Genomic DNA, 23,777 nt, shown 5'->3' on the forward strand with positions numbered 1-23,777 from the left:
CCAGCGTGAATACCAGCACCGTCATATCCGACACCCGGGCCCTGCCCCGCCCCTGGCTTGCCACCCTGGTGACCTGCACCCTGTTCCTGATTGTCTGCCTGAGTTGGGGCACCACCTGGCTGGGCATCAAGATTGCGGTGCAAAGCGTGCCGCCACTGACCGCCGCCGGCCTGCGCTTTCTGATTGCCTTTCCGCTGTTCGCCTGTTTTGCCTGGCTGCGCCGCGAGCCGCTGATGTTTCCCAAGGGCAGCCGGGGCTTCCTGGTATTCGTCACCCTGTGCTACTTCAGCCTGCCCTACACCCTGCTCAACTACGGCGAGGTACACGTTTCCTCCGGCCTGACCGCGCTGCTGTTCAGTTGCATGCCGGTGTTCATCCTGATTTTTTCCGCCCTGCTGCTGCGGGAGAAGATTCACCTGGCGCAACTGCTAGGCATCGCCATCGGCTTTGCCAGCCTGTTCCAGATCATTCGCGGCCAGGGCCTGCTCAGCGACCACAATGAACTCTCGGGAGTACTGGCAATTCTCGGCGCGGCGCTGCTGCATGCACTGTGTTACGTGGTCACCAAGAAACACGGCAGCGCCATCAGCGTCATCACCTACAACACCTTGCCGATCGGCATCGCCGGTCTACTGCTGTGCCTGGCGGGGTTGGGGATCGAGCACCCGGACTTTTCCGCCATCAGCCCGCGTTCCTGGGGCGCCCTGCTGTATCTGGGGCTGGCGGCTTCGGTGGGTGGGTTCATTGTCTATTTTTTCCTGCTGAAACGACTGAATCCGGTGATCCTGTCCTTCGTGTTCATCATTTTTCCGGTGTTCGCGGTGATCATCGGCGCCTGGTACGAAGGCCAGAGCCTGTCCCGGGACCTGCTGCTGTATTCCTCGACCTTGCTCGGCGGTTTCGCCATCACCAAGCTGCCCCTGGACAAATGGCTGTCCAGAAAGCCCGCCCGACGCTAAAGAGACTCTGTAGGAGCGAGCTTGCTCGCGAAGCTTCAAGGACACCGCGTCCGCCCAGCGAGCCCGCGTCATCATTGACGTTCATCGCGAGCAAGCTCGCCCCTACAAGGGTGGGTTTCAGATCACCAGCAGGTCGACGAACCGGTGCACGGGCGTCGCCTCAAGCCGCGCCTGATCCTTGCACAGCTGGAAAATCTGCGTCGAACGCTGGGCCGTGAAACGCGTGGCCAGGTTGGCCTTGAACTTGTCTTCCAGCAGCGGGATGCCTTCGGCGCGGCGGCGCCGGTGGCCAATGGGGTATTCCACCGCGACCTGCTCGGTGCTGGAGCCGTCCTTGAAGAACACCTGGATCGCATTGGCAATGGAACGCTTGTCGGCCTCCAGGTATTCACGGGTGTAGCGAGGCTCTTCGACGATGTGCATCTTCTCGCGCAACTGATCGATGATCGGGTGCGCGGCATGGAAATCGTCCTCGTAATGCTCGGCCACCAGAGTGCCGAAGGCCAGGGGCACGGCGGTCATGTATTGCAGGCAGTGGTCGCGGTCGGCGGCATTGGCCAGCGGCCCGACCTTGGAAATGATGCGGATCGCCGACTCATGGGTGGTGATGACGATGCGGTCGATTTCGTGCAGGCGGTTGCGCACCAGAGGATGCAAGGTCACCGCCGCTTCGCAGGCCGTTTGCGCATGGAATTCTGCCGGGAAACTGATCTTGAACAGCACGTTTTCCATCACGTAGCTGGCGTATTTCTGCGTCAGGCTGAACTGCCGCTGGCCCTCGGGTTTGAGCGCCAGGTCCTTGTTGGTATGGCTGAACAGCACGTCATAGAAGCCCCACTGCGGCGCCGTCAGGACGCCGGGAATGCCCATCTCGCCACGCAGGGCGATATCCGCCAGGCGCACTCCACGGCTGGAGGCATCCCCCGCCGCCCAGGATTTGCGCGAACCGGCATTGGGTGCATGGCGATAGGTGCGCAGCGCCTGGCCATCGACAAAGGCCTGGGACAGTGCCGCCAGCAACTGCTCGCGATTGGCCCCCATCAGCTTGGCGCACACCGCGGTGGAAGCCACTTTCACCAGCAGCACATGATCGAGGCCGACACGGTTGAAGGAGTTTTCCAGGGCAATCACGCCTTGAATCTCATGGGCCATGATCATGGCCTTGAGCACATCATTCATGGTCAGCGGCGCTTCGCCATTGGCCACGCGCTTTTGTGACAGGTGATCGGCCACCGCGAGAATTCCCCCGAGGTTGTCCGAGGGGTGGCCCCATTCGGCCGCGAGCCAGGTGTCGTTGTAGTCCAGCCAGCGCACGATGCAGCCGATGTCCCAGGCCGCCTTCACCGGGTCGAGGCGATAGCTGGTGCCGGGCACCCGGGCACCGAAAGGCACCACGGTGCCTTCGACGATCGGCCCCAGGTGCTTGGTGCATTCGGGAAAACGCAGGGCCAGCAGGCCGCAGCCCAGGGTGTCCATCAGGCAATTGCGTGCGGTATCGAGGGCTTCACGGGAGTCGATGGAATAATCCAGGACGTAATCGGCAATGTCCTGCAGGACCTGGTCGTAATCGGGACGGTTGTTCAGGTCAACGTTGCTGCTCATGTGCGCTTCACTCCAGTACAGGATGGTAGGTGGTGTCGATTCCTCAGTGACAGGTTCAGGTCAATAACGGCATCGCAGGTCTGCGCCTGCTCAGCGATTCAATCACAACCAGCGGCTGTGGCGAGGGAGCTTGCCCCCGCTGGACAGCAAGCCCCTCCACAGCAAGCGCTTCTCTTCCTAGAAACTGTCGCCGGGCACTCGCACCCAGCCTTCCATCAGCACCCGCGCGCTGCGGCTCATGATGGCCTTGACCACCGTCCAGTCACCGCCGCTCCGGGTGGCTTCGGCGCCGACGCGCAAGGTGCCCGAGGGATGGCCGAAACGTACCGCGCTGCGCGCGCCACCACCGGCCGCCAGGTTGACCAGGGTCCCGGGAATCGCCGCGGCGGTACCTATGGCCACCGCCGCGGTGCCCATCATCGCGTGGTGCAGCTTGCCCATGGACATGGCCCGCACCAGCAGGTCGACGTCCCCGGCCTTGATCGCCTTGCCGCTGGAGGCCTGGTAGTCCGCAGGCGCGGCGACAAAGGCCACTTTCGGCGTGTGCTGGCGCTGGGCGGCTTCATCCAGGTGTTTGATCAGGCCCATGCGCAGGGCGCCATGGGCGCGGATGGTCTCGAACATCGCCAGGGCCTTGGGGTCGCCATTGATATCGCCCTGCAGCTCGGTACCGCGATAGCCGATGTCTGCCGCGTTGACGAAGATCGTCGGAATCCCGGCATTGATTAGGGTCGCCTTGAAGGTGCCGACACCGGGCACTTCCAGGTCGTCCACCAGGTTGCCGGTGGGGAACATCGAACCGCCCGCACCCTCTTCCTCGGCCGCAGGGTCAAGGAACTCCAGCTGCACTTCGGCCGCCGGGAAAGTCACGCCGTCCAGCTCGAAGTCGCCGGTTTCCTGGACCTCGCCGTTGGTGATCGGCACGTGGGCGATGATGCTCTTGCCGATATTGGCCTGCCAGATGCGCACCACCGCCACGCCGTTCTGCGGAATGCGCGCCGGGTCCACCAGGCCGCTGCTGATGGCGAAGGAGCCCACTGCCGCCGAGAGGTTGCCGCAGTTGCCGCTCCAGTCGACAAAGGCCTTGTCGATGGCCACCTGGCCGAACAGGTAGTCGACGTCGTGGTCGGCCTTGATGCTCCTGGACAGAATCACCGTCTTGCTGGTGCTGGACGTGGCGCCGCCCATGCCGTCGATCTGCTTGTCATAGGGATCGGGGCTGCCGATCACCCGCAACAGCAGGGCGTCACGGGCTGCGCCCGGCAGTTGGGCCGCCTCGGGCAGGTCCTGCAGGTTGAAGAACACGCCCTTGCTGGTGCCGCCACGCATGTAGGTGGCGGGAATCTTGATCTGCGCTACGAATGCCATGAATTTCAGGTCCCGATAATGACCGGGGGCGGCGCCTTGCGGCGCGCCCCCGGTACGTTGCTTAGCTGGCTACTGCCGATTCCAGGAAGTCCTGGGCGAAGCGTTGCAGCACACCGCCCGCCTCGTAGATCGATACCTCTTCGGCGGTGTCGAGGCGGCAGGTCACCGGTACCTCGAGCCGCTCGCCGTTCTTGCGGTTGATCACCAGGGTCAGTTGCACCCGAGGCGTGCGCGCGCCGATCACGTCGTAGGTTTCAGTGCCGTCGATACCCAGGGTCTTGCGGTCGGTGCCCGCGAGGAACTCCAGCGGCAGCACGCCCATGCCCACCAGGTTGGTACGGTGGATGCGCTCGAAGCCTTCGGCGACGATGGCTTCCACCCCCGCCAGGCGCACGCCCTTGGCTGCCCAGTCGCGGGACGAGCCCTGGCCGTAGTCGGCACCGGCAACGATGATCAGCGGCTGCTTGCGCTGCATGTAGGTTTCGATGGCTTCCCACATCCGCGTCACTTTGCCTTCCGGCTCGATCCGCGCCAGGGAGCCCTGCTTGACCTTGCCGTTTTCCTGGACCATTTCGTTGAACAGCTTCGGGTTGGCGAAGGTCGCGCGCTGAGCGGTCAAGTGGTCACCACGGTGGGTCGCGTAGGAGTTGAAGTCCTCTTCCGGCAGGCCCATTTTCGCCAGGTACTCGCCGGCCGCGCTGCCCGCCATGATGGCGTTGGACGGCGACAAGTGGTCGGTGGTGATGTTGTCCGGCAACACCGCCAGCGGGCGCATCCCGGTCAGGCTGCGCTCACCGGCCAGGGCCCCTTCCCAGTACGGCGGACGGCGGATGTAGGTGCTCTGCGGGCGCCACTCATACAGCGGCTCGACTTTCGGGCCGGTGTCTTCGTGGATGGCAAACATCGGGATGTAGACCTTGCGGAACTGCTCCGGCTTGACCGCCGCCTTGACCACCGCATCGATCTCTTCATCGCTCGGCCAGATGTCCTTGAGGCGGATTTCCCGGCCGTTGGCGTCCAGGCCCAGCACGTCCTTTTCGATATCGAAACGGATGGTGCCGGCAATGGCGTAGGCCACCACCAGCGGCGGCGAAGCCAGGAACGCCTGCTTGGCGTAAGGGTGGATGCGCCCATCGAAGTTGCGGTTGCCCGAGAGCACGGCGGTGGCGTACAGGTCGCGGTCGATGATTTCCTTCTGGATCACCGGGTCGAGGGCACCGGACATGCCGTTGCAGGTGGTGCAGGCAAAAGCCACCACGCCAAAGCCCAGTTGCTCCAGCTCATGGCCCAGGCCGGCCTCTTCCAGGTACATGGCCACGGTTTTCGAACCCGGGGCCAGGGACGACTTGACCCATGGCTTGCGGGTCAGCCCCAGCTTGTTGGCGTTGCGCGCCAGCAGGCCGGCGGCGATCACGTTGCGCGGGTTGCTGGTGTTGGTGCAACTGGTGATCGCGGCGATGATCACCGCGCCGTCCGGCATCTGCCCCGGGGTTTCGGACCACTGCCCGGCGATGCCCTTGGCCGCCAGGTCGCTGGTGGCGACCCTGGCGTGCGGGTTGCTCGGCCCGGCCATGTTGCGTACCACCGACGACAGGTCGAACTGCAGGCCGCGCTCGTAGCGTGCGCTCTTCAGGCTGTCGGCCCACAGCCCAGTGTGCCTGGCGTAGCTCTCTACCAGGCGCACCTGCTCGTCTTCACGGCCGGTGAGCTTGAGGTAGTCGATGGTCTGCTGGTCGATGTAGAACATCGCCGCCGTGGCGCCGTATTCCGGGGCCATGTTGGAGATGGTGGCGCGGTCGCCCAGGGTCAGCGCCGCGGCACCTTCGCCAAAGAATTCCAGCCAGGCCCCCACCACTTTCTGCTTGCGCAGGAACTCGGTCAGCGCCAGCACCATGTCGGTGGCGGTGATGCCCGGCTGCAGCTTGCCGGTGAGCTCGACGCCGATGATGTCCGGCAGGCGCATCCACGAGGCGCGGCCGAGCATGACACTTTCGGCTTCCAGGCCGCCCACGCCGATGGCGATCACCCCCAGCGCATCCACGTGGGGAGTGTGGCTGTCGGTGCCGACGCAGGTATCAGGAAAGGCCACACCGTCGAGCACCTGGATCACCGGGGACATTTTCTCCAGGTTGATCTGGTGCATGATGCCGTTGCCGGGCGGGATCACGTCGACGTTCTTGAAGGCCTTCTTGGTCCAGTTGATGAAGTGGAACCGGTCTTCGTTGCGCCGGTCTTCGATGGCGCGGTTCTTGTCGAAGGCGTCCGGGTCGAAACCGCCGCACTCCACCGCCAGGGAGTGGTCGACGATCAACTGGGTCGGCACCACCGGGTTGACCAGCGCCGGGTCACCGCCCTGGTCGGCGATGGCGTCGCGCAGGCCGGCCAGATCCACCAGTGCGGTCTGGCCAAGAATGTCGTGGCACACCACGCGGGCCGGGAACCAGGGGAAGTCCAGGTCGTCGCGGCGTTCGATCAGTTGGCCGAGGGAAGCGTTGAGGGTTGCCGGATCACAGCGGCGCACCAGGTTTTCCGCCAGTACGCGGGAAGTGTAGGGCAGGCTGTCGTAGGCGCCTGGCTTAAGCGCATCGACCGCCGCCCGGGCGTCGAAATAGTCCAGTTGGCTGCCGGGCAGCGTCTTGCGAAATTCACTGTTCATGGTCAGGGCTCGGTCACGGTAGTTTCAAAGGGAGCGCCTGGCACCGTGTTGAATGGGCATCTATCCCTTGTAGGAGCGAGCTTGCTCGCGATGACTGAATCAGATCCGACATCGCGTCGGCTGAACCATCGCTATCGCGAGCAGGCTCGCTCCTGCAGGTGCTGCGGTGCATTCAATCAACAGTACCGGCGCCCTCCCGGTCAGCGGCGCTCGATTGGCACGAACTTGCGCTGTTCAACGCCGATGTACTCGGCGCTTGGACGAATGATGCGGTTGTTGGCACGCTGCTCGAACACGTGGGCGGCCCAGCCGGTCAGGCGCGAGCAGACGAAGATCGGTGTGAACAGCTTGGTCGGGATGCCCATGAAGTGGTACGCCGAGGCGTGGTAGAAATCGGCATTGGGGAAGAGTTTCTTCTGCTCCCACATGGTCTTGTCGATGGCTTCGGACACCGGGAACAGCACCTTGTCACCGACTTCGTCAGCCAGCTTCTGCGACCAGCCCTTGATCACCTCGTTGCGCGGGTCGCTGTCTTTGTAGATCGCATGGCCAAAGCCCATGATCTTGTCCTTGCGCTCGAGCATCCGCAGCAACTCGGCAGTCGCCTCCTCGGGGCTCTGGAAGCGCTCGATCAGCTCCATGGCCGCTTCGTTGGCGCCGCCGTGCAACGGGCCGCGCAGCGAACCGATGGCCGCGGTGACACAGGAATAGAGGTCCGACAGGGTCGAGGCACAGACCCGGGCGGTGAAGGTGGAGGCATTGAATTCGTGCTCGGCATAGAGGATCAGCGAGACGTTCATCACCTTGACGTGCAAGTCACTGGGCTTCTTGCCATGCAGCAGGTGCAGGAAGTGGCCACCGATGGTCTGCTCGTCGCTGACGCAATTGATGCGCACGCCTTCGTGGCTGAAGCGGTACCAGTAGCACATGATCGCCGGGAAGGCCGCCAGCAGGCGGTCGGTGACGTCGTGCTGCTGGGAGAAGTCCTTCTCCGGCTCGATGTTGCCCAGGAACGAGCAACCGGTACGCATCACATCCATCGGATGGGCCTGGGCCGGTATGCGCTCCAGCACTTCCTTCAGCGCCTGTGGCAGGTCGCGCAGCTTGCTCAGCTTGGCGCTGTAGGCGGCCAGTTGTTCCTGAGTCGGCAGGTCGCCGTACAGCAACAGGTAGGCGACTTCCTCGAACTGCGCATCGGCCGCCAGTTCGCGCACGTCATAGCCGCGGTAGGTCAACCCGGCACCGGCCTGGCCCACGGTGGACAGCGCGGTTTGCCCGGCCACCTGGCCGCGCAGACCTGCACCACTCAATACTTTTGCTTCGGCCATTGCTCTCTCCAATCTTGAATTTGTTAGGGACTTGGCAACTTCACGGGTCGGGGCTCCCCCGACAGTGCAGGAGCGAGCTTGCTCGCGATCCGGGCCCGCGCGCCCCAGCGAATCAGGGGCTGCGCGTTATCGCTGACGGCCATCGCGAGCAAGCTCGTTCCCACAGGGATTGATTCAGCCTTTCTTCTGCGCGAACAGCGCATCGAGCTTCTGCTCGAAGCTGTGGTAATCGATGCGCTCGTACAGTTCCATGCGGGTCTGCATGGTGTCGATCACATTTTGCTGGGTACCGTCGCGACGGATCGCGGTGTAGACGTTTTCTGCGGCCTTGTTCATGGCACGGAACGCCGACAGCGGGTACAGCACCAGGGAAACATCCACGGATTTCAACTGTTCGGTGGTGTACAGCGGTGTGGCGCCGAATTCGGTGATGTTGGCCAGGATCGGGGCTTTCACCCGATCGGCGAAGATCTTGTACATCTCGAGCTCGGTGATGGCTTCCGGGAACACCATGTCGGCGCCGGCCTCGATGCACGCCGCGGCGCGTTCCAGGGCCGACTCCAGGCCTTCCACCGCCAGGGCGTCGGTGCGCGCCATGATCACGAAGCTGTCGTCGGTACGGGCATCCACCGCGGCCTTGATTCGGTCGACCATTTCCTGCTGGGAAACGATCTCCTTGTTAGGGCGGTGACCGCAGCGCTTGGCGCCGACCTGGTCTTCGATATGGATCGCCGCGGCGCCGAACTTGATCATCGACTTGACGGTACGCGCCACGTTGAAGGCCGACGAACCGAAACCGGTGTCCACGTCCACCAGCAGCGGCAGGTCGCAGACGTCGGTGATACGACGCACATCAGTGAGGACGTCGTCCAGACCGGTAATGCCCAGGTCAGGCACGCCGAGGGAGCCGGCAGCGACCCCGCCGCCCGACAGGTAGATGGCCTTGAAACCGGCGCGCTTGGCCAGCAGGGCATGGTTGGCGTTGATCGCGCCGACCACTTGCAACGGCTGTTCGCTGGCGACCGCATCGCGGAAACGCTGGCCTGGAGTGCTCTTGTTGGAACTCATGACTCACCTCGTGGAGTGGCTGTCTGATGGGCGCTGTCCTGGTAGTGACGCGCGATATTGCGTTTCGAGGCGCCGATGTGGCGGCGCATCAACAACTCGGCCAGTTCGCCGTCGCGATCGGCAATGGCATCGAGAATCCGGTGGTGTTCGGCAAAGGCCTGGTGCGGGCGATTGGGGGTCGCGGAAAACTGGATGCGGTACATGCGCACCAATTGATACAGCTCGCCGCAGAGCATCTGCGTGAGGGTGCGGTTGCCGGCGCCCTGGATGATCCGGTAGTGGAAGTCGAAGTCCCCTTCCTGCTGGTAGTAGCCGACGCCGGCCTGGAACGCCGCATCGCGTTCGTGGGTATCGAGCACCCGGCGCAGTTCGTCGATTTCCTCGGTGGTCATGCGCTCGGCCGCCAAGCGACAGGCCATGCCTTCCAGGGACTCACGGATTTCGTAGAGTTCGATCAGCTCGGCATGGCTCAGGGACACCACCCGGGCGCCGACATGGGGCACCCGCACCAGCAGGCGCTGACCTTCCAGGCGGTGGATGGCCTCGCGCAGCGGGCCGCGACTGATGCCGTAGGTGCGCGCCAGTTCAGGCTCGGAGATCTTGCTGCCTGGGGCGATCTCGCCCTTGACGATGGCCGCCTGGATCCGCCGGAAGACGTTTTCGGACAGGGTTTCAGAATCGTCCTGTGCCTGCATCGGGTGTTCGAGTTGACCCAGCATATTGTCGACACCTTTAAAATCAATGAGGCAAAAATTAGCCAATACACCGAAAACAGTCAAAGGAAAAATAGAGATTGTCGACAATCGTCTAATAACCCTAAGCGCCAGGACAAGACAAAAGGCCCGCCCCCGGCGCTGGCGCCATAAAACCAGCATGCTAGAATGCCGCCCGCATTGGCCTGTCATCTTTTTATGGCACGCATACGAGGGAGCTTGCGCAGCAATGCCGGTCGCCTTGAACTGAAGAACCCATGCCCATCAGGATCTATGAGACTCAAGGCCCTTCCCCTACTGCTCTGCCTGCTTGCCCTGCCCGGCATCAGCGCCGCCGCCGGCAAGACTGTCTACGGCTTGAATGAATACGCTCGGCTGTCCGGCATCGACCTGGAGGTCGCGGCCAAGCTCGACACCGGGGCCAAGACCGCTTCCCTGAGTGCCCGCGACATCAAGCGCTTCAAGCGCAATGGCGAGTCCTGGGTGCGTTTCTACCTGGCGATCGACGCCGCCCATTCCCATCCCATCGAACGGCCTCTGGCCCGGGTCAGCAAGATCAAGCGCCGTGCCGGCGACTACGACCCCGATGAGGACAAGAACTACACCGCACGGCCGGTCATCGCCCTGGATGTCTGCATGGGCAGCGCCTTGCGCAGCATCGAAGTGAACTTGACCGACCGCAGCGCATTCCAATACCCGCTCCTGATCGGCTCCGAAGCCCTGAAACGCTTCGATGCGCTGGTCGACCCCAGTCTTAAATACGCTGCTGGCAAACCCGCCTGCGCCACCGACGCTCATACCGCAGAGTAATTCCAATGCGCTCTCTTACCCTTCATCTGAAAGTCCTGATCGCCATCCTGGTGGTGCTGGGCATTTCGATCACGGCCTATCAGATCTTCGTGCTCGGCATTCCGGTGACCGAAGACGCTACCGACGATCTGTGGAACATCGATGCCAAGGTCGAGTTCGTCGCCAACGGCAAGGACCCGATCAAGATCCAGATGTTCGTGCCGCCCCTGAGCCGCGATTACGTGAGCCTCAACGAGAGCTTCATTTCCAACAACTACGGGGTGGCGGTGAACCGCGTCGACGGCAACCGCAAGGTCACCTGGTCGGCGCGCCGGGCCAAGGGCAACCAGACCCTGTACTACCGCCTGGTGCTGACCAAGCGCTACAGCGCCGAGAAAGCCAAGGTCAAGGGCCCGACCTTCCGTGACAGCATGGCCGTGGAAGGCCCGGAAAAGATCGCCGCCGACGCCCTGCTGGCGCCGATTCGCCAGCATTCGGCGGACGTCGAGACCTTCATCAGCGAAGCCATCAAGCGGGTCAACAACGCCAATGACGACAACGCCAAGCTGCTGCTGGCCGGCGATCCGTCCAGCACCAACAAGGCGAAGATTGTCGAGCTGCTGCTGTCCATCGCCCACGTGCCGGTGGAAAAGGTCCACACCATCCGCCTGGTGGCCGACCAGCCGCAGACCCCGGAGCTTTGGCTGCGCAGCTTCAACGGCACCGACTGGCTGTACTTCAACCCGGAAACCGGTGAGCAGGGCATGCCCAGCGACCGCCTGCTGTGGTGGACCGGCGACGACAACCTGATCACCGTCGATGGCGGCAAGAAAGCCAACGTCACCTTCAGCCTCAACAACAGCGAAATGAACGCCATTCGCCTGGCCAAGCTGACCGACGAGAACACCGACGCCAACTTCCTCGAATACTCGCTGTACGGCCTGCCGCTGCAGACCCAGCAGACCTTCATGATCATGGTGATGATCCCCATCGGCGTGCTGGTGATCCTGGTGCTGCGCAACCTGATCGGCCTGCAGACCCTCGGCACCTTCACCCCGGTGCTGATCGCCCTGGCCTTCCGCGAGACCCAGTTGGGCTTTGGCATCGTGCTGTTCACGGTAATCACCGCGCTCGGGCTGTCCTTGCGCTCCTACCTCGAACACTTGAAGTTGCAGATGCTGCCGCGACTCTCGGTGGTACTGACCTTCGTCGTGGTGCTGATCGCCGCCATCAGCCTGTTCAGCCACAAGCTGGGCCTGGAACGCGGCCTGTCGGTGGCGCTGTTCCCGATGGTGATCCTGACCATGACCATCGAACGCCTGTCCATCACCTGGGAAGAGCGCGGCGGCGGCCATGCGATGAAAGTCGCCATCGGCACCCTGTTCGCCGCCTCCCTGGCGCACCTGATCATGAGCGTGCCGGAACTCACCTACTTCGTCTTTACCTTCCCGGCGATGCTGCTGATCCTGGTGGGCTTCATGCTGGCGATGGGTCGCTACCGCGGCTACCGCCTGACGGAGCTGGTGCGTTTCAAAGCCTTCGTCAAGGCCGACTCCTGATGTTCGGCCTGTGGAAGACCTGGAAAGCCCTGGAAGCGCGGGGAATCATGGGCATCAACCGGCGTAATGCCGACTACGTGCTCAAGTACAACAAGCGCAGCCTGTACCCCATCGTCGATGACAAGATCATCACCAAGGAACGGGCGATCAAGGCCGGTATCCATGTGCCGGAACTGTACGGGGTGATCTCCACCGAGAAGGAAATCGACAAGCTCGGCGAGATCCTCAAAGGGCGCAACGACTTCGTGATCAAGCCGGCCCAGGGCGCCGGAGGTGACGGGATCATTGTGATCGCCGACCGCTTCGAGGGCCGCTATCGCACGGTGTCCGGCAAGATCATCAGCCACGAAGAGATCGAGCACCATATCTCCAGCATCCTCACCGGCCTGTATTCCCTGGGCGGCCACCGCGACCGGGCGCTGATCGAGTACCGGGTGACCCCGGACCAGATCTTCAAGAGCATCAGCTATGAAGGCGTGCCGGACATCCGCATCATCGTGCTCATGGGCTACCCGGTGATGGCCATGCTGCGTTTGCCGACCCGCCAGTCCGGGGGCAAGGCCAACCTGCACCAGGGTGCCATCGGCGTCGGGGTCGACCTGGCCACCGGCCTGACCCTGCGCGGTACCTGGCTGAACAACATCATTGCCAAGCACCCGGACACCACCAATGCGGTGGACGGCGTGCAACTGCCCTACTGGGACGGTTTCATGAAGCTGGCGGCCGGCTGCTACGAACTCTGCGGCCTGGGCTACATCGGCGTGGACATGGTGCTGGACCAGGACAAGGGCCCGCTGATTCTCGAACTCAACGCGCGGCCGGGGCTGAACATCCAGATCGCCAACGACTGCGGCCTGACCCAGCGCACCCACGCCATCGAAGCCCACCTTGAGGAGCTCAAGGCCCAGGGCATCGAGGAAAGCGTCGAGGAGCGGGTACGCTTCGCCCAGGAACTGTTCGGCCATATCCCTGCCGTGGAAGGCTGATAGCGCCTGCCGCAGGGTGCGAACGGAAGGTCCTGCGGACCTTTTCGCAGCCTGCGGCAGCAGCTACAGGTCGGTGAATACGCCACGAACCGGGCAAACACCGACATCCCCTCTAGGAGCAACTCCTGCAGAGGCATACAATCGCCAACCGCGCTCCGATGGCTGATTTGCCCCGCATGTTGACCTGTTCCGTACACCCGCTCCCCTACCGCACCAACCCCGCCGAGTATTTCGCGGCAATCGAGCACGCCCCCGGCGCCGTGCTGCTGGACAGCGGCCGGCCCAGCGCCGAGCGCGGGCGCTATGACCTGCTCAGCGCCTGGCCCCTGGCACAGTTGACCGTGGCCGCCGAAGAAAGCGGCAGGGGCTTTCTCCAGCGCCTGCGGGACAACCTGGGGCAACTGGGCCCGGCGCAACTACCCGCTCCTTATGAACTGCCCTTCGCCGGCGGCCTGATCGGCTACCTCAGCTATGACTTCGGCCGCCATCTGGAGCGCCTGCCAAGCCAGGCCCGGGATGACCTGCAACTACCCGACGCACGCTTTGGCCTGTATGCCTGGGCGCTGATCAACGACCACCAGGCAGGCACCAGCCAGCTGGTGTTCCACCCCAGCCTGGATGCCACCGAGCGCCAGCGCCTGATTCAACTGTTCAGCCAGCCGCTGCCCGCGTCGCAGCCGGCATTCAAGCTGACCGGCGCCATGCTGGCTGATCTGAGCGCCGAGGACTACCGCCAGGCGTTCCAGCGCATCCAGCACTACATCCAGGCCGGCGACTGCTACCAGGTGAACTTCGCCCAACGCTTTCGCGGCCAGTACCAGGGGGATCCCTGGGCGGCCTATTGCGCCCTGCGCGCCGCCTGCCCGACCCCGTTCTCGGGTTTCCAGCGGCTGCCGGAAGGCGGTGCGGTGCTGAGCCTGTCGCCGGAGCGCTTCGTCCACGTCAGCCAGGGCCGGGTGGAAACCCGCCCGATCAAAGGCACACGCCCCCGCGGCCGGGATGCCGCGCAGGACGCGGCCAATGCCGCCGAGCTGCTGGCCAGCCCCAAGGACCGGGCGGAAAACCTGATGATCGTCGACCTGCTGCGCAACGACCTGGGGCGCACCTGCCGCATAGGCTCGGTACGGGTACCGGAGCTGTTCAGCCTGGAAAGCTACCCCAACGTGCACCACCTGGTGAGCAGCGTCACTGGCGAGCTGGCGGACGGCAAGGACGCCCTGGACCTGATCGCCGGCAGCTTTCCCGGTGGCTCGATCACCGGAGCACCGAAGATCCGCTCGATGCAGATCATCGATGAGCTGGAACCCACGCGGCGTGCGCTGTACTGCGGTTCGCTGCTGTACCTGGACGTGCGCGGAGAAATGGACAGTTCGATCGCCATCCGCAGCCTGCTGGCCAAGGATGGGCAGATCTGTTGCTGGGGCGGCGGCGGAATAGTCGCGGATTCCGACTGGCAGGAGGAATACCAGGAATCCATCACCAAGGTGCGGGTGTTGCTGGAAACGCTGCAGGGGCTTTAGGGCCTCTTCGCCGGCCAGCCGGCTCCTACAAGCGCGCGCCGTTCTCCCACCCGTAGGAGCTGGCTTGCCAGCGAAGGCGTCGGCAGGATTTGCGCAAAATCCAGAGGCCCCTTCGCCGGCAAGCCGGCTCCTACAAGAACGGTTTTACAGGCTCAGGGGACGATTGGAAGCCTTGATGAACTCCTGCTTCAGCTCGGCAAAGCTGTGCACCGCCGGGAACTGCGGGAACTCGCGGATCACGTTGTCCGGGGCGTGGAACAGGATGCCGGCATCCGCCTCACCGAGCATCGTCGTGTCGTTGTAGGAATCCCCCGCCGCAATCACCCGGTAGTACAGGCTCTTGAAGGCCAGCACCGACTGGCGCTTGGGGTCTTTCTGGCGCAACTGATAGCCGGTCACCCGGCCGCCGTCATCGGTGATCAGGCGGTGGCAAAGCAGGGTCGGAAAGCCCAGCTGGCGCATCAGGGGCTGGGAAAATTCATAGAAGGTGTCGGAAAGGATCACCACCTGGAAGCGCTCGCGCAGCCAGTTGACGAATTCCACCGCGCCGTCCAGTGGCTTGAGGGTGGCGATCACTTCCTGGATATCCGAAAGCTTCAGGCCGTGTTCGTCGAGAATCCGCAGGCGCTGTTTCATTAGCACGTCGTAGTCGGGAATATCCCGGGTGGTTGCCTTGAGGGATTCAATCCCGGTTTTTTCGGCAAAGGCGATCCAGATTTCCGGGACCAGTACACCTTCCAGATCGAGACAGGCAATTTCCACAAGACACTCCCATTGGTTCTGATTATTTAAATTGAGCGAGCAAAAGGACTGCCGAACTCTAGCGATTCGCCTGCACAGGCGCAACGCAGAGGAGCGCGCCAGGGCGGTGTGGATTTTGTTAAGATCGCCCTCCTATAGAGCGCACAGCGCCACCGACCTGTAGGAAACCGCCCTGATGACCCCATCGTTCGACGTCGCTGAACTCGCCGCGACCTATGCCAACAAGTCTGCCCAGGACATTCTCAAACTGGCCTTTGCCCAGTTCGGCGATGACCTGTGGATTTCCTTCAGCGGTGCCGAGGATGTGGTGCTGGTGGACATGGCCTGGAAGCTGAACAAGAACGTCAAGGTGTTCAGCCTGGATACCGGCCGCCTGCACCCGGAAACCTACCGTTTCATCGATCAGGTGCGTGAACACTACAAGATCCAGATCGAGCTGATCTCGCCGGACCACAGCAAGCTCGAACCCTTCGTCAAGGAAAAGGGCCTGTTCAGCTTCTATAAGGACGGCCATGGCGAGTGCTGCGGTATCCGCAAGATCGAACCACTGCGGCGCAAGCTGTCCACCGTCAGCGCCTGGGCCACCGGCCAGCGCCGTGATCAGAGCCCGGGTACCCGCAGCCAGGTGGCGGTGCTGGAAGTCGACACAGCCTTCTCCACGCCGGAGCGCACCCTGTACAAGTTCAACCCACTGGCACAAATGAGCAGCGAGGAGATCTGGGGTTACATCCGCATGCTCGAACTGCCCTACAACAGCCTGCATGAACGCGGCTTCATCAGCATCGGCTGCGAGCCCTGCACCCGCCCGGTACTGCCCAACCAGCACGAGCGCGAAGGCCGCTGGTGGTGGGAGGAAGCCACTCAGAAAGAATGCGGCCTGCACGCCGGCAACATCATCAGCAAAGCCTGACCCCCTTCCCTGCGGGCGCGCCTGAAGGACGCCCGCACTGAAAGCCAACCCGCAGCAAAACCTGTACACAAGAATGTCACCGTCGGTGCCATTTTTGTGTGCACTTCAAAGATTCCCCGCCCCAAAAGGTTACAAGCCTTTCCTGCGCCGATATCCATTGGGCGCCAAGCCGTGCCTGGCGAAAAATAAATACCTGTTCAAACGGTCAATTTTTAATCTCGTCTTTTCAGAAGGTTAGGAATAACCCATAACAAAACGAAATCAGCAGCCAATTTCATAGTCGTGAAATTGGCACAGAAGTGGCTTTAGTGGATTTATGTTTTGTATACAAAAAAACCAAAACATACATACACTAACCGTCCGCACGCCTGACCCACGACTCAAGCTGCAGATGCCCCGAACCCAGTGATTCCTTACCCTGTGACGAAGATTGTCGAGCCCCCTCGCTCAAGCACAGTCATCCAGGGCCGGAGTCAGGAGCATGCCGGAATGCGTACCAGCCCTTCCAACAACATCGCACTGGATCTGCCCTCCTCGCTGCATTCGCACAACGTCCAACAACCGGTCGCCGATGCGGCCCCCATCGCGCTCAGCCCACGCCTGCACAACAGCGACCTGGCACCGACCAAGGTCGAAGGCCGGCGCTGGGGTGGCTACAGCATCTTCGCCTTGTGGACCAACGATGTGCACAACATCGCCAACTACTCCTTCGCCATCGGCCTCTACGCCCTGGGCCTGGGCGGCTGGCAGATCCTGCTGTCCCTGGGGATAGGCGCGGCGCTGGTGTATTTCTTCATGAACCTGTCCGGCTACATGGGGCAGAAGACCGGGGTGCCGTTCCCGGTGATCAGCCGCATCAGCTTCGGCATCCATGGCGCGCAGATTCCGGCACTCATCCGGGCGGTGATCGCCATCGCCTGGTTCGGCATCCAGACCTACCTGGCCTCGGTGGTGTTTCGCGTGCTGCTCACGGCCATCCATCCGGGCTTCGCCGATTACGACCACAACTCGATCCTCGGCCTCTCGACCCTGGGCTGGGCCTGCTTCCTGGTGATCTGGCTGGTGCAACTGGCGATCCTCGCCTATGGCATGGAAATGATCCGGCGCTACGAAGCCTTCGCCGGGCCGATCATCCTGCTGACCGTGGCCTGCCTGGCCGCCTGGATGTACACCCAGGCCGACGGGCAGATCGCCTGGTCGATCCGCGAACCTCTGACCGGCAGCGAAATGTGGCGGCAGATCTTCGCCGGCGGCGCCCTGTGGCTGGCAATCTACGGCACCCTGATCCTCAACTTCTGCGACTTTGCCCGCTCCTCGCCGTGCCGCAAGACCATCAAGGTCGGCAACTTCTGGGGCCTGCCGGTGAACATCCTGGTGTTCGCCACCATCACCGTGCTGCTGTGCGGCGCGCAGTTCCAGATCAATGGCCGGGTCATCGAAAGCCCCACGGAGATCATCGCCTCGATCCCCAACACACTGTTCCTGGTCCTGGGCTGCCTGGCCTTTCTGATCGTGACCGTGGCGGTGAACATCATGGCCAACTTCGTCGCCCCGGCCTTCGTCCTCAGCAACCTGGCGCCCAAGTACCTGACCTTCCGCCGCGCCGGGCTGATCAGCGCGGCGCTGGCGGTGCTGATCCTGCCGTGGAACCTGTACAACAGCCCGCTGGTGATCGTGTATTTCCTCTCCGGCCTGGGCGCCCTGCTCGGCCCGCTGTACGGGGTGATCATGGTGGACTACTGGATCCTGCGCAAAGCCCAGGTCAACGTGCCGCAGCTCTATAGCGAAGACCCGCAAGGCGCCTATTTCTACAGCCGCGGGGTCAACCTGCGGGCAGTGGCGGCCTTTATTCCCGCGGCGCTGATCGCCATCGTGCTGGCCCTGGTGCCGGGTTTTGCCAGCGTCTCACCATTCTCCTGGCTGATCGGCGCCGGCATCGCCGGGATGCTCTACCTGATCATCGCCAAGCGCCAGCCCGGCTACGCGGACGTCAGCGGCGAAAGCATCGCCGTGGACAACGTCAGCCATTGAACCTGCCCGGCCCGGCGCGCCGGGCCTGAACTGCCCAACCTGCAAGGAACCCTCATGCGAATTCTCGTGGTCAACGTCAACACCACCGACTCCATCACCCAGGCCATCGCCCACCAGGCACAAAGCGTGGCAGCGCCGGGCACCGAGATCATCGGCCTGACTCCCTACTTCGGCGCCGAATCGGTGGAAGGCAACTTCGAAAGCTACCTGGCGGCCATCGCCGTAATGGACCGGGTGCTGGCCTACGACCAGCCCTATGACGCGGTGATCCAGGCCGGCTACGGCGAGCACGGCCGCGAAGGCTTGCAGGAACTGCTGAACGTGCCAGTGGTGGACATCACCGACGCCGCCGCCAGCACTGCCATGTTCCTTGGCCACGCCTACTCGGTGGTCACCACCCTGGACCGCACCGTGCCGCTGATCGAAGACCGGCTCAAGCTCTCCGGCCTTTATGACCGCTGCGCCTCGGTGCGGGCCAGCGGCCTGGCGGTACTGGAGCTGGAGGAAGACCCGCTGCGCGCCGTGGAAGCCATCGTGCGCCAGGCCGAACGGGCGGTGACCGAGGACAAGGCCGAAGTCATCTGCCTGGGCTGCGGGGGCATGGCCGGCCTGGATGAACAGATTCGCCAGCGCACCGGGGTGCCGGTGGTGGACGGAGTAACGGCAGCAGTGACCATTGCCGAGTCCCTGGTGCGTCTGGGGCTATCCACCTCCAAGGTACGCACCTATGCCACGCCCCGGCCCAAGCGAGTGCTGGGCTGGCCCTTGCGGGCGGGGCGCTGAGGCCGGCGGTACATAGACTCGTCGCCAGGCCGGCTCCTACAAGGCGCTGAAGGCCTGAGCCAGGCCTTGCTCGGCGAACTGCTCAATGACGAAGTCGACGAAGGCCCGCGTCTTGCCCGGGAGCATCTTGTGCTCGGCGTAGTAGATCGAGGTAAAGCCATCGTCCACGTACCAGTCTGGCAACACCCGCTGCAAGGCCCCGGAACGCAGGTAATTGACGGCAAACGGCATGCTCACCAAGGCCAGGCCCAGCCCTTGGGCCGCGGCGATGCAGGCGGCCTCGGAATCGCTCATGGTCATGCTGGCCTTGAGCTCCAGCGGGCACATCAGCCCTCCCCGACCGGTCATCTGCCAGGTGCGGATGCGCCCGGTCTGGGGGGAGCGGATAAGAATCCCCCGGCAATGCCGCAGGTCTTCGGGCCCGTTGATCGGTGCCCGCCCCCGCAGGTAATCGGCGCTTGCCACCAGCACCCGGTGAGCCGGCGACAGCCGCCGGGCGACCACTCCCTGGGGCAATTCGAAACCGCCGCCAATGGCCGCATCGAAACCTTGGCCGATCAGGTCCACCTGGCGGTTGTCGAAATGCCAGTCGGGATGAATATCCGGGTAGCGGCGCAAAAAGGCGCCGAGCATCGGCACTATGTACAGCCCGCCAAACACCGTGCCCATGCTGACCTTGAGCGTCCCCGCCGGGCGCCCCTGGGCATCGGCCAGGGTGCTGACCGCGTTCTGGATGGTCTGCAGGCTGTCGGCGACTTCCGCGAGAAACAGGCGGCCGGCCTCGGTCAGGGTCAGGCGCCGGGTGCTGCGCTGGAACAGGCGCACACCAACCCGGGTTTCCAGCTTGGCCACGCTCTTGCCCACCGCCGCCGGGGTCAGGCCGAGCCGCCGCGCCGCCTCGGCAAAGCTGCCGACTTCAGCGCTGCGGACAAAACATTCGATACTGCTAAAGGCTTCCATAGAGGCCACTCTAAACTTTTGGTTTACACAGAGTATAGGGATTACCGGCTACACAGAGGCTAATCCGCGGCAGATACTCGCTCCAAGCACAAAGGCACCCGGCCTTGAATCTCTGGAGAAGCACATGAGCACATATGACCTCAGCGGCAAAGTAGCCTTGATCCAAGGCGGTTCCCGCGGCATCGGCGCAGCCATTGTCGAGCGCTTGGCGGCAGAAGGCGCCAGCGTCGCCTTTACCTACGTCAGTTCGGCGAGCAAGGCCCAGGCCCTGCAGGACAGCATCATCGCCAAGGGTGGCAAGGCCCTGGCGATCCACGCCGACAGCGCAGACGCCGAGGCCATCCGCCGCGCAGTGAATGACAGCGTCAAGGCCTTTGGCCGACTCGATATCCTGGTCAACAACGCCGGGGTGCTGGCCATTGCGCCATTGGACGAGTTCAAGCTGGAGGACTTCGATCGGACCCTGGCCATCAATGTGCGCAGCGTATTCATCGCCACCCAGGAAGCCGCACGACACATGGGCGAAGGTGGCCGCATCATCAACATCGGCAGCACCAACGCCGACCGTATGCCCTTCGCCGGTGGCGGCCCCTACGCCATGAGCAAGGCCGCGCTGGTGGGCCTGACCAAGGGCCTGGCCCGGGACCTTGGCCCGCGGGGCATCACCATCAACAACGTCCAGCCCGGCCCGGTGGACACCGACATGAACCCGGCGGACAGTGACTTCGCCGCGAGCCTGATGGACCTGATGGCTATCCGTCGCTATGGCCATGCCGAGGAAGTCGCCGGTTTCGTCGCCTACCTGGCCAGTGCCGAAGCGGGCTATATCACCGGCGCCAGCCTGACCATCGACGGTGGCTTCGGCGCCTGATCCTCACCCGCATAAAAAAACCGGGCCGGGGCTCTACGCCCCGGCCCGACCACCGTGCAACCGGTGCGCAGGATCAATCAGGGTTCGCGGCGCATACGATGTTGATGATTCGATCAGGAACAAAGATGAACTTCAGCAAGCGCCCGCCAGACAGCCAGCGTTGTACCGTTGCATCCTCCAGCACCTGGGCCTTCACCGCCTCTTCCGTCATCCCCCGCTGCAGCATGATGCGAGTACGCAACTTGCCATTGATGGAGACCGGGCATTCAAACTGCGCCTCATACAGCACACTTTCGTCGGCGACGGGATAGCCGCAATCAAGGATCGACCGCGAGTGCCCCAGCGCCTCGGACCATAGCTCTTCAGTAATGAACGGCGCATAGGGGTGCAACAGCTTGAGCAACAGCTCCAGCACGCCACGCTTATGGCACTGCAACACGCTGAGCTGGTTCACGCAGATCATCAGAGCGGCAATCGCAGTGTTGTAGGACATATCCTCGGTGGCACGCCCCACCTTGGCAATCGCCGTGTGCACCGCCTTGAGTTCCTCGTCGCCGGGCTCAAGGTCATCCACGATCACCGCGCCCTGCTCGTCCAGAAACAGGCGCCAGACCTTCTGCAGGAACTTGTGCGGGCCATCGATGGATTGCGTCGACCAGATGGCAGTCTGGTCGATCGGCCCGAGGAACATTTCATGCAGGCGGAAGGTATCGGCCCCGTAGACCTCGATCAGGTCATCGGGGTTGACCACGTTGTACTTGGACTTGGACATCTTTTCCGACAGGCGATCACACAGGAACACGCCTTTGGAGCAGACGAACGTGCCTTCGGTGTAGGTTTGGCGCCATGTGCGAAGAGCGTCGATATCCACCTGGTTCTTGTCATTCACCATGCTGATATCGACATACAGCGGCTGCACGTCCCGCCCGTCCTTGAGATCGGCAGAGACGAACTCATGGGTCGTCTTGTCCCGATAGATGATCGCCGAGACGCCGAGGATCATGCCCTGGCACAGGACCCGCTTGAAGGGTTCGGAAAAACTCAGCAAGCCGCGATCCTTGAGGAAATGCGTCCAGAAGCGCGAGTACAGCAGGTGGCCAGTGGCATGCTCAGATCCGCCGACATACAGATCCACGGCCTGCCAGTAGGCCAGGGCCTCCTTCGACACGGGCTCATGGCTGTTGGTCGGATCCATGTACCTGAGGAAGTACCAACTCGACCCGGCCCAACCCGGCATGGTGGTGGTTTCATACTTAAAGCCGCCGTAGCGCCAGCTACTGGCTCGCTCCAAGGGGGGCTCGCCCTCGCTGGTCGGCAGGAAGGCCTCGATATCGGGCAAGGTCACCGGCAGGTCCTGCTCGGGAACCACTCGAGCAATGCCCTGCTCGTCGTAATACACCGGGATCGGCTCGCCCCAATAGCGCTGACGGCCAAAAATCGCATCGCGGATACGGTAATTGAAGGTGCGCTTGGCGGTTCCGGTCGCCACCAGGCGCTGCAGAATCCACTCGGTGGCCTCGGCACGCAGCATGCCCGTGGCTTCCTGAGAGTTGATCAGGCGGCCTTCATTGATCAGGAACGGCTTGTCAGCCTGCTCTGCCCCCTCATAGATATGCACCACAGGCAGATCGAAGGCCTGGGCAAAGTTGAAATCCCGTTGGTCCCCGGAAGGTACCGCCATGATGGCGCCCGTGCCGTAATCGGCCAGGACGTAGTCGGCAATCCAGATCGGCAGGTTTTCGCCGGTCAAGGGGTGGACGGCGTAGGCGCCGGTGAACTGGCCGGTGATCCGCTCGGCCTTGGCCATCCGTTCGCGCTCGGAGCGCAAGGCCACTTCTTCGCGGTAATTGGCCACTGCGGGCTTGAGAGACGCTGAAGTGATTGCCTCGACGGCCTCATGCTCAGGCGCCAGCACCAGGAACGTTGCGCCATACAGCGTATCGGGGCGGGTCGTGAAGACCTTGATCGCGGTCTGAGAATCACGCACCTGGAAATCAATTTCCGCGCCCTGGGATTTGCCGATCCAGTTGCGCTGCATGTCCTTCAAGGCTTCCGGCCAATCCAGGCTATCGAGCCCCTCCAGCAGGCGATCGGCATACGCGGAAATTCGCAGCATCCACTGCTTCATTATCTTTTTCTGAACCGGGTGGCCACCCCGCTCGGAGAAACCGTCCTTGATTTCGTCGTTGGCCAGCACCGTGCCCAGGGCCGGGCACCAGTTCACATAAGAGTCGGCGCGATACGCCAATCGGTAGTTCATCAGGAACTCCGACTGCTGCAAAGGCGAGAAAGCGGCCCACTGTTGCGCGCTGATGGTTGTGGTCCGCGAATCAGACCAGGCATTCACCCCGGCATTGCCGGATTGTTCAAAACGCCGGATCAGGGCATCGACAGGCTGGGCCTGGTGGGTATCGAGGCAGAACCAACTGTCGAACAGTTGGGAGAATATCCACTGCGTCCAGTGATAGTACTGAGCATCGGAAGTCTTGATCTCGCGGTCCGGGTCATAACAGAAACCCAGTTTTCTCAACTGCGACTTGAACGTGGCAATGTTCTTGTCAGTGGTCACTCTTGGGTGCTGTCCGGTTTCGATTGCATACTGTTCCGCGGGTAATCCGAAAGAGTCGAAACCCATGGGATGCAAAACATTGAAACCAGCCATTCGTTTAAAACGACTATATACATCAGTCGCAATATATCCGCGCGGATGCCCAACATGCAGACCGGCACCCGAAGGATAAGGAAACATGTCAAGGCAATAATATTTAGGCAGAGAAGTATCTAGTTCAACGGAGTAATGCTTTTCATTTTCCCAGCGAGCGAGCCATTTATCTTCTATCTTCCTGATACTTTCCGTCTTCATGAACAACTCCTGAAAAATGCCGCACGCACTCATTTACGAGGGCGGAATA

Annotated in this window: 18 protein-coding genes; 9 read left to right on the plus strand and 9 right to left on the minus strand. The window is 62.7% G+C overall.

Annotation, left to right across the window (positions count from 1 at the left end; genetic code table 11):
• The first annotated feature begins 5 nt into the window (after window positions 1–5).
• The gene (locus BLS75_RS19505) at window positions 6–959 is read left to right on the plus strand and encodes a DMT family transporter (RefSeq protein ID WP_072451600.1); all 954 of its coding nucleotides are present in this window, start codon (window positions 6–8) and stop codon (window positions 957–959) included.
• A gap of 117 nt (window positions 960–1,076) precedes the next feature.
• Here the strand turns inward: BLS75_RS19505 and prpD are convergent, their stop codons facing one another.
• The 6 genes from prpD to BLS75_RS19535 form a co-directional block, all read right to left on the minus strand.
• Window positions 1,077–2,561: a 2-methylcitrate dehydratase gene (gene prpD / locus BLS75_RS19510; RefSeq protein WP_011060185.1), complete on the minus strand. Its 1,485-nt coding sequence runs from the start codon at window positions 2,559–2,561 to the stop codon at window positions 1,077–1,079.
• A gap of 177 nt (window positions 2,562–2,738) precedes the next feature.
• On the minus strand, window positions 2,739–3,929 hold the full coding sequence (gene prpF, locus BLS75_RS19515; protein WP_015634743.1) for a 2-methylaconitate cis-trans isomerase PrpF: 1,191 nt from the start codon (window positions 3,927–3,929) through the stop codon (window positions 2,739–2,741).
• Window positions 3,930–3,990: 61 nt separating this feature from the next.
• Window positions 3,991–6,585 carry a Fe/S-dependent 2-methylisocitrate dehydratase AcnD gene (acnD, locus tag BLS75_RS19520; protein ID WP_072451601.1) on the minus strand — a complete coding sequence of 865 codons (2,595 nt, stop codon included), beginning with the start codon at window positions 6,583–6,585 and terminating at the stop codon, window positions 3,991–3,993.
• A 200-nt stretch (window positions 6,586–6,785) separates the two neighbouring features.
• Window positions 6,786–7,913 carry a bifunctional 2-methylcitrate synthase/citrate synthase gene (gene prpC / locus BLS75_RS19525; protein WP_011060182.1) on the minus strand — a complete coding sequence of 376 codons (1,128 nt, stop codon included), beginning with the start codon at window positions 7,911–7,913 and terminating at the stop codon, window positions 6,786–6,788.
• A 174-nt stretch (window positions 7,914–8,087) separates the two neighbouring features.
• Window positions 8,088–8,981 (minus strand): methylisocitrate lyase, encoded by an 894-nt coding sequence (prpB, locus tag BLS75_RS19530; protein WP_011060181.1) that lies wholly within the window; start codon window positions 8,979–8,981, stop codon window positions 8,088–8,090.
• Entirely contained in the window at window positions 8,978–9,700 is a 723-nt protein-coding gene (locus BLS75_RS19535; RefSeq protein WP_065363437.1) for a GntR family transcriptional regulator, read from the minus strand. Before BLS75_RS19535 ends, prpB begins: the two co-directional genes overlap by 4 nt.
• A gap of 267 nt (window positions 9,701–9,967) precedes the next feature.
• On the opposite strand from BLS75_RS19535, the gene BLS75_RS19540 reads away from it, so the two are divergent.
• From BLS75_RS19540 to pabB, 4 genes are all read left to right on the plus strand, one after another.
• Window positions 9,968–10,504: a retropepsin-like aspartic peptidase RloA gene (locus BLS75_RS19540; RefSeq protein WP_011060179.1), complete on the plus strand. Its 537-nt coding sequence runs from the start codon at window positions 9,968–9,970 to the stop codon at window positions 10,502–10,504.
• 5 nt (window positions 10,505–10,509) lie between these two features.
• Window positions 10,510–12,042 carry an osmotic stress tolerance membrane protein RloB gene (locus tag BLS75_RS19545; protein ID WP_011060178.1) on the plus strand — a complete coding sequence of 511 codons (1,533 nt, stop codon included), beginning with the start codon at window positions 10,510–10,512 and terminating at the stop codon, window positions 12,040–12,042.
• Window positions 12,042–13,028, plus strand: coding sequence for an alpha-L-glutamate ligase-like protein (locus tag BLS75_RS19550; protein ID WP_019093273.1), 987 nt, complete (start codon window positions 12,042–12,044; stop codon window positions 13,026–13,028). Before BLS75_RS19545 ends, BLS75_RS19550 begins: the two co-directional genes overlap by 1 nt.
• A 176-nt stretch (window positions 13,029–13,204) precedes the next feature.
• Window positions 13,205–14,548 (plus strand): aminodeoxychorismate synthase component I, encoded by a 1,344-nt coding sequence (gene pabB, locus BLS75_RS19555; RefSeq protein ID WP_065363436.1) that lies wholly within the window; start codon window positions 13,205–13,207, stop codon window positions 14,546–14,548.
• A 144-nt stretch (window positions 14,549–14,692) separates the two neighbouring features.
• Here pabB and thrH read toward each other — a convergent pair whose 3' ends face one another.
• Window positions 14,693–15,310, minus strand: coding sequence for a bifunctional phosphoserine phosphatase/homoserine phosphotransferase ThrH (gene thrH, locus BLS75_RS19560; RefSeq protein WP_011060175.1), 618 nt, complete (start codon window positions 15,308–15,310; stop codon window positions 14,693–14,695).
• A 175-nt stretch (window positions 15,311–15,485) separates the two neighbouring features.
• On the opposite strand from thrH, the gene BLS75_RS19565 reads away from it, so the two are divergent.
• The 3 genes from BLS75_RS19565 to BLS75_RS19575 all read left to right on the plus strand — a co-directional run bounded on the left by BLS75_RS19565 (window position 15,486) and on the right by BLS75_RS19575 (window position 19,034).
• The gene (locus BLS75_RS19565) at window positions 15,486–16,220 is read left to right on the plus strand and encodes a phosphoadenylyl-sulfate reductase (protein WP_011060174.1); all 735 of its coding nucleotides are present in this window, start codon (window positions 15,486–15,488) and stop codon (window positions 16,218–16,220) included.
• 489 nt (window positions 16,221–16,709) lie between these two features.
• A complete protein-coding gene (locus BLS75_RS19570; RefSeq protein WP_072451602.1) occupies window positions 16,710–18,251 on the plus strand; it encodes an NCS1 family nucleobase:cation symporter-1 in 1,542 nt (513 codons plus the stop codon).
• A gap of 54 nt (window positions 18,252–18,305) precedes the next feature.
• Window positions 18,306–19,034, plus strand: a complete 729-nt coding sequence (locus BLS75_RS19575) for an aspartate/glutamate racemase family protein (RefSeq protein ID WP_019093271.1) — start codon at window positions 18,306–18,308, stop codon at window positions 19,032–19,034.
• Window positions 19,035–19,070: 36 nt separating this feature from the next.
• On the opposite strand, the gene BLS75_RS19580 is transcribed toward BLS75_RS19575, so the two are convergent.
• Window positions 19,071–19,994 carry a LysR family transcriptional regulator gene (locus BLS75_RS19580; RefSeq protein ID WP_011060171.1) on the minus strand — a complete coding sequence of 308 codons (924 nt, stop codon included), beginning with the start codon at window positions 19,992–19,994 and terminating at the stop codon, window positions 19,071–19,073.
• 124 nt (window positions 19,995–20,118) lie between these two features.
• On the opposite strand from BLS75_RS19580, the gene BLS75_RS19585 reads away from it, so the two are divergent.
• Complete coding sequence (locus BLS75_RS19585; protein ID WP_011060170.1) at window positions 20,119–20,865, plus strand: 3-oxoacyl-ACP reductase family protein; 747 nt, start codon at window positions 20,119–20,121, stop codon at window positions 20,863–20,865.
• Between the two features lie 73 nt (window positions 20,866–20,938).
• Here BLS75_RS19585 and leuS read toward each other — a convergent pair whose 3' ends face one another.
• Entirely contained in the window at window positions 20,939–23,728 is a 2,790-nt protein-coding gene (leuS, locus tag BLS75_RS19590) for a leucine--tRNA ligase (protein ID WP_072451603.1), read from the minus strand.
• Window positions 23,729–23,777: the final 49 nt, after the last annotated feature.

It is taken from the genome of Pseudomonas sp. NFPP12 (genome assembly GCF_900103205.1).
Lineage (GTDB): Bacteria > Pseudomonadota > Gammaproteobacteria > Pseudomonadales > Pseudomonadaceae > Aquipseudomonas > Aquipseudomonas protegens.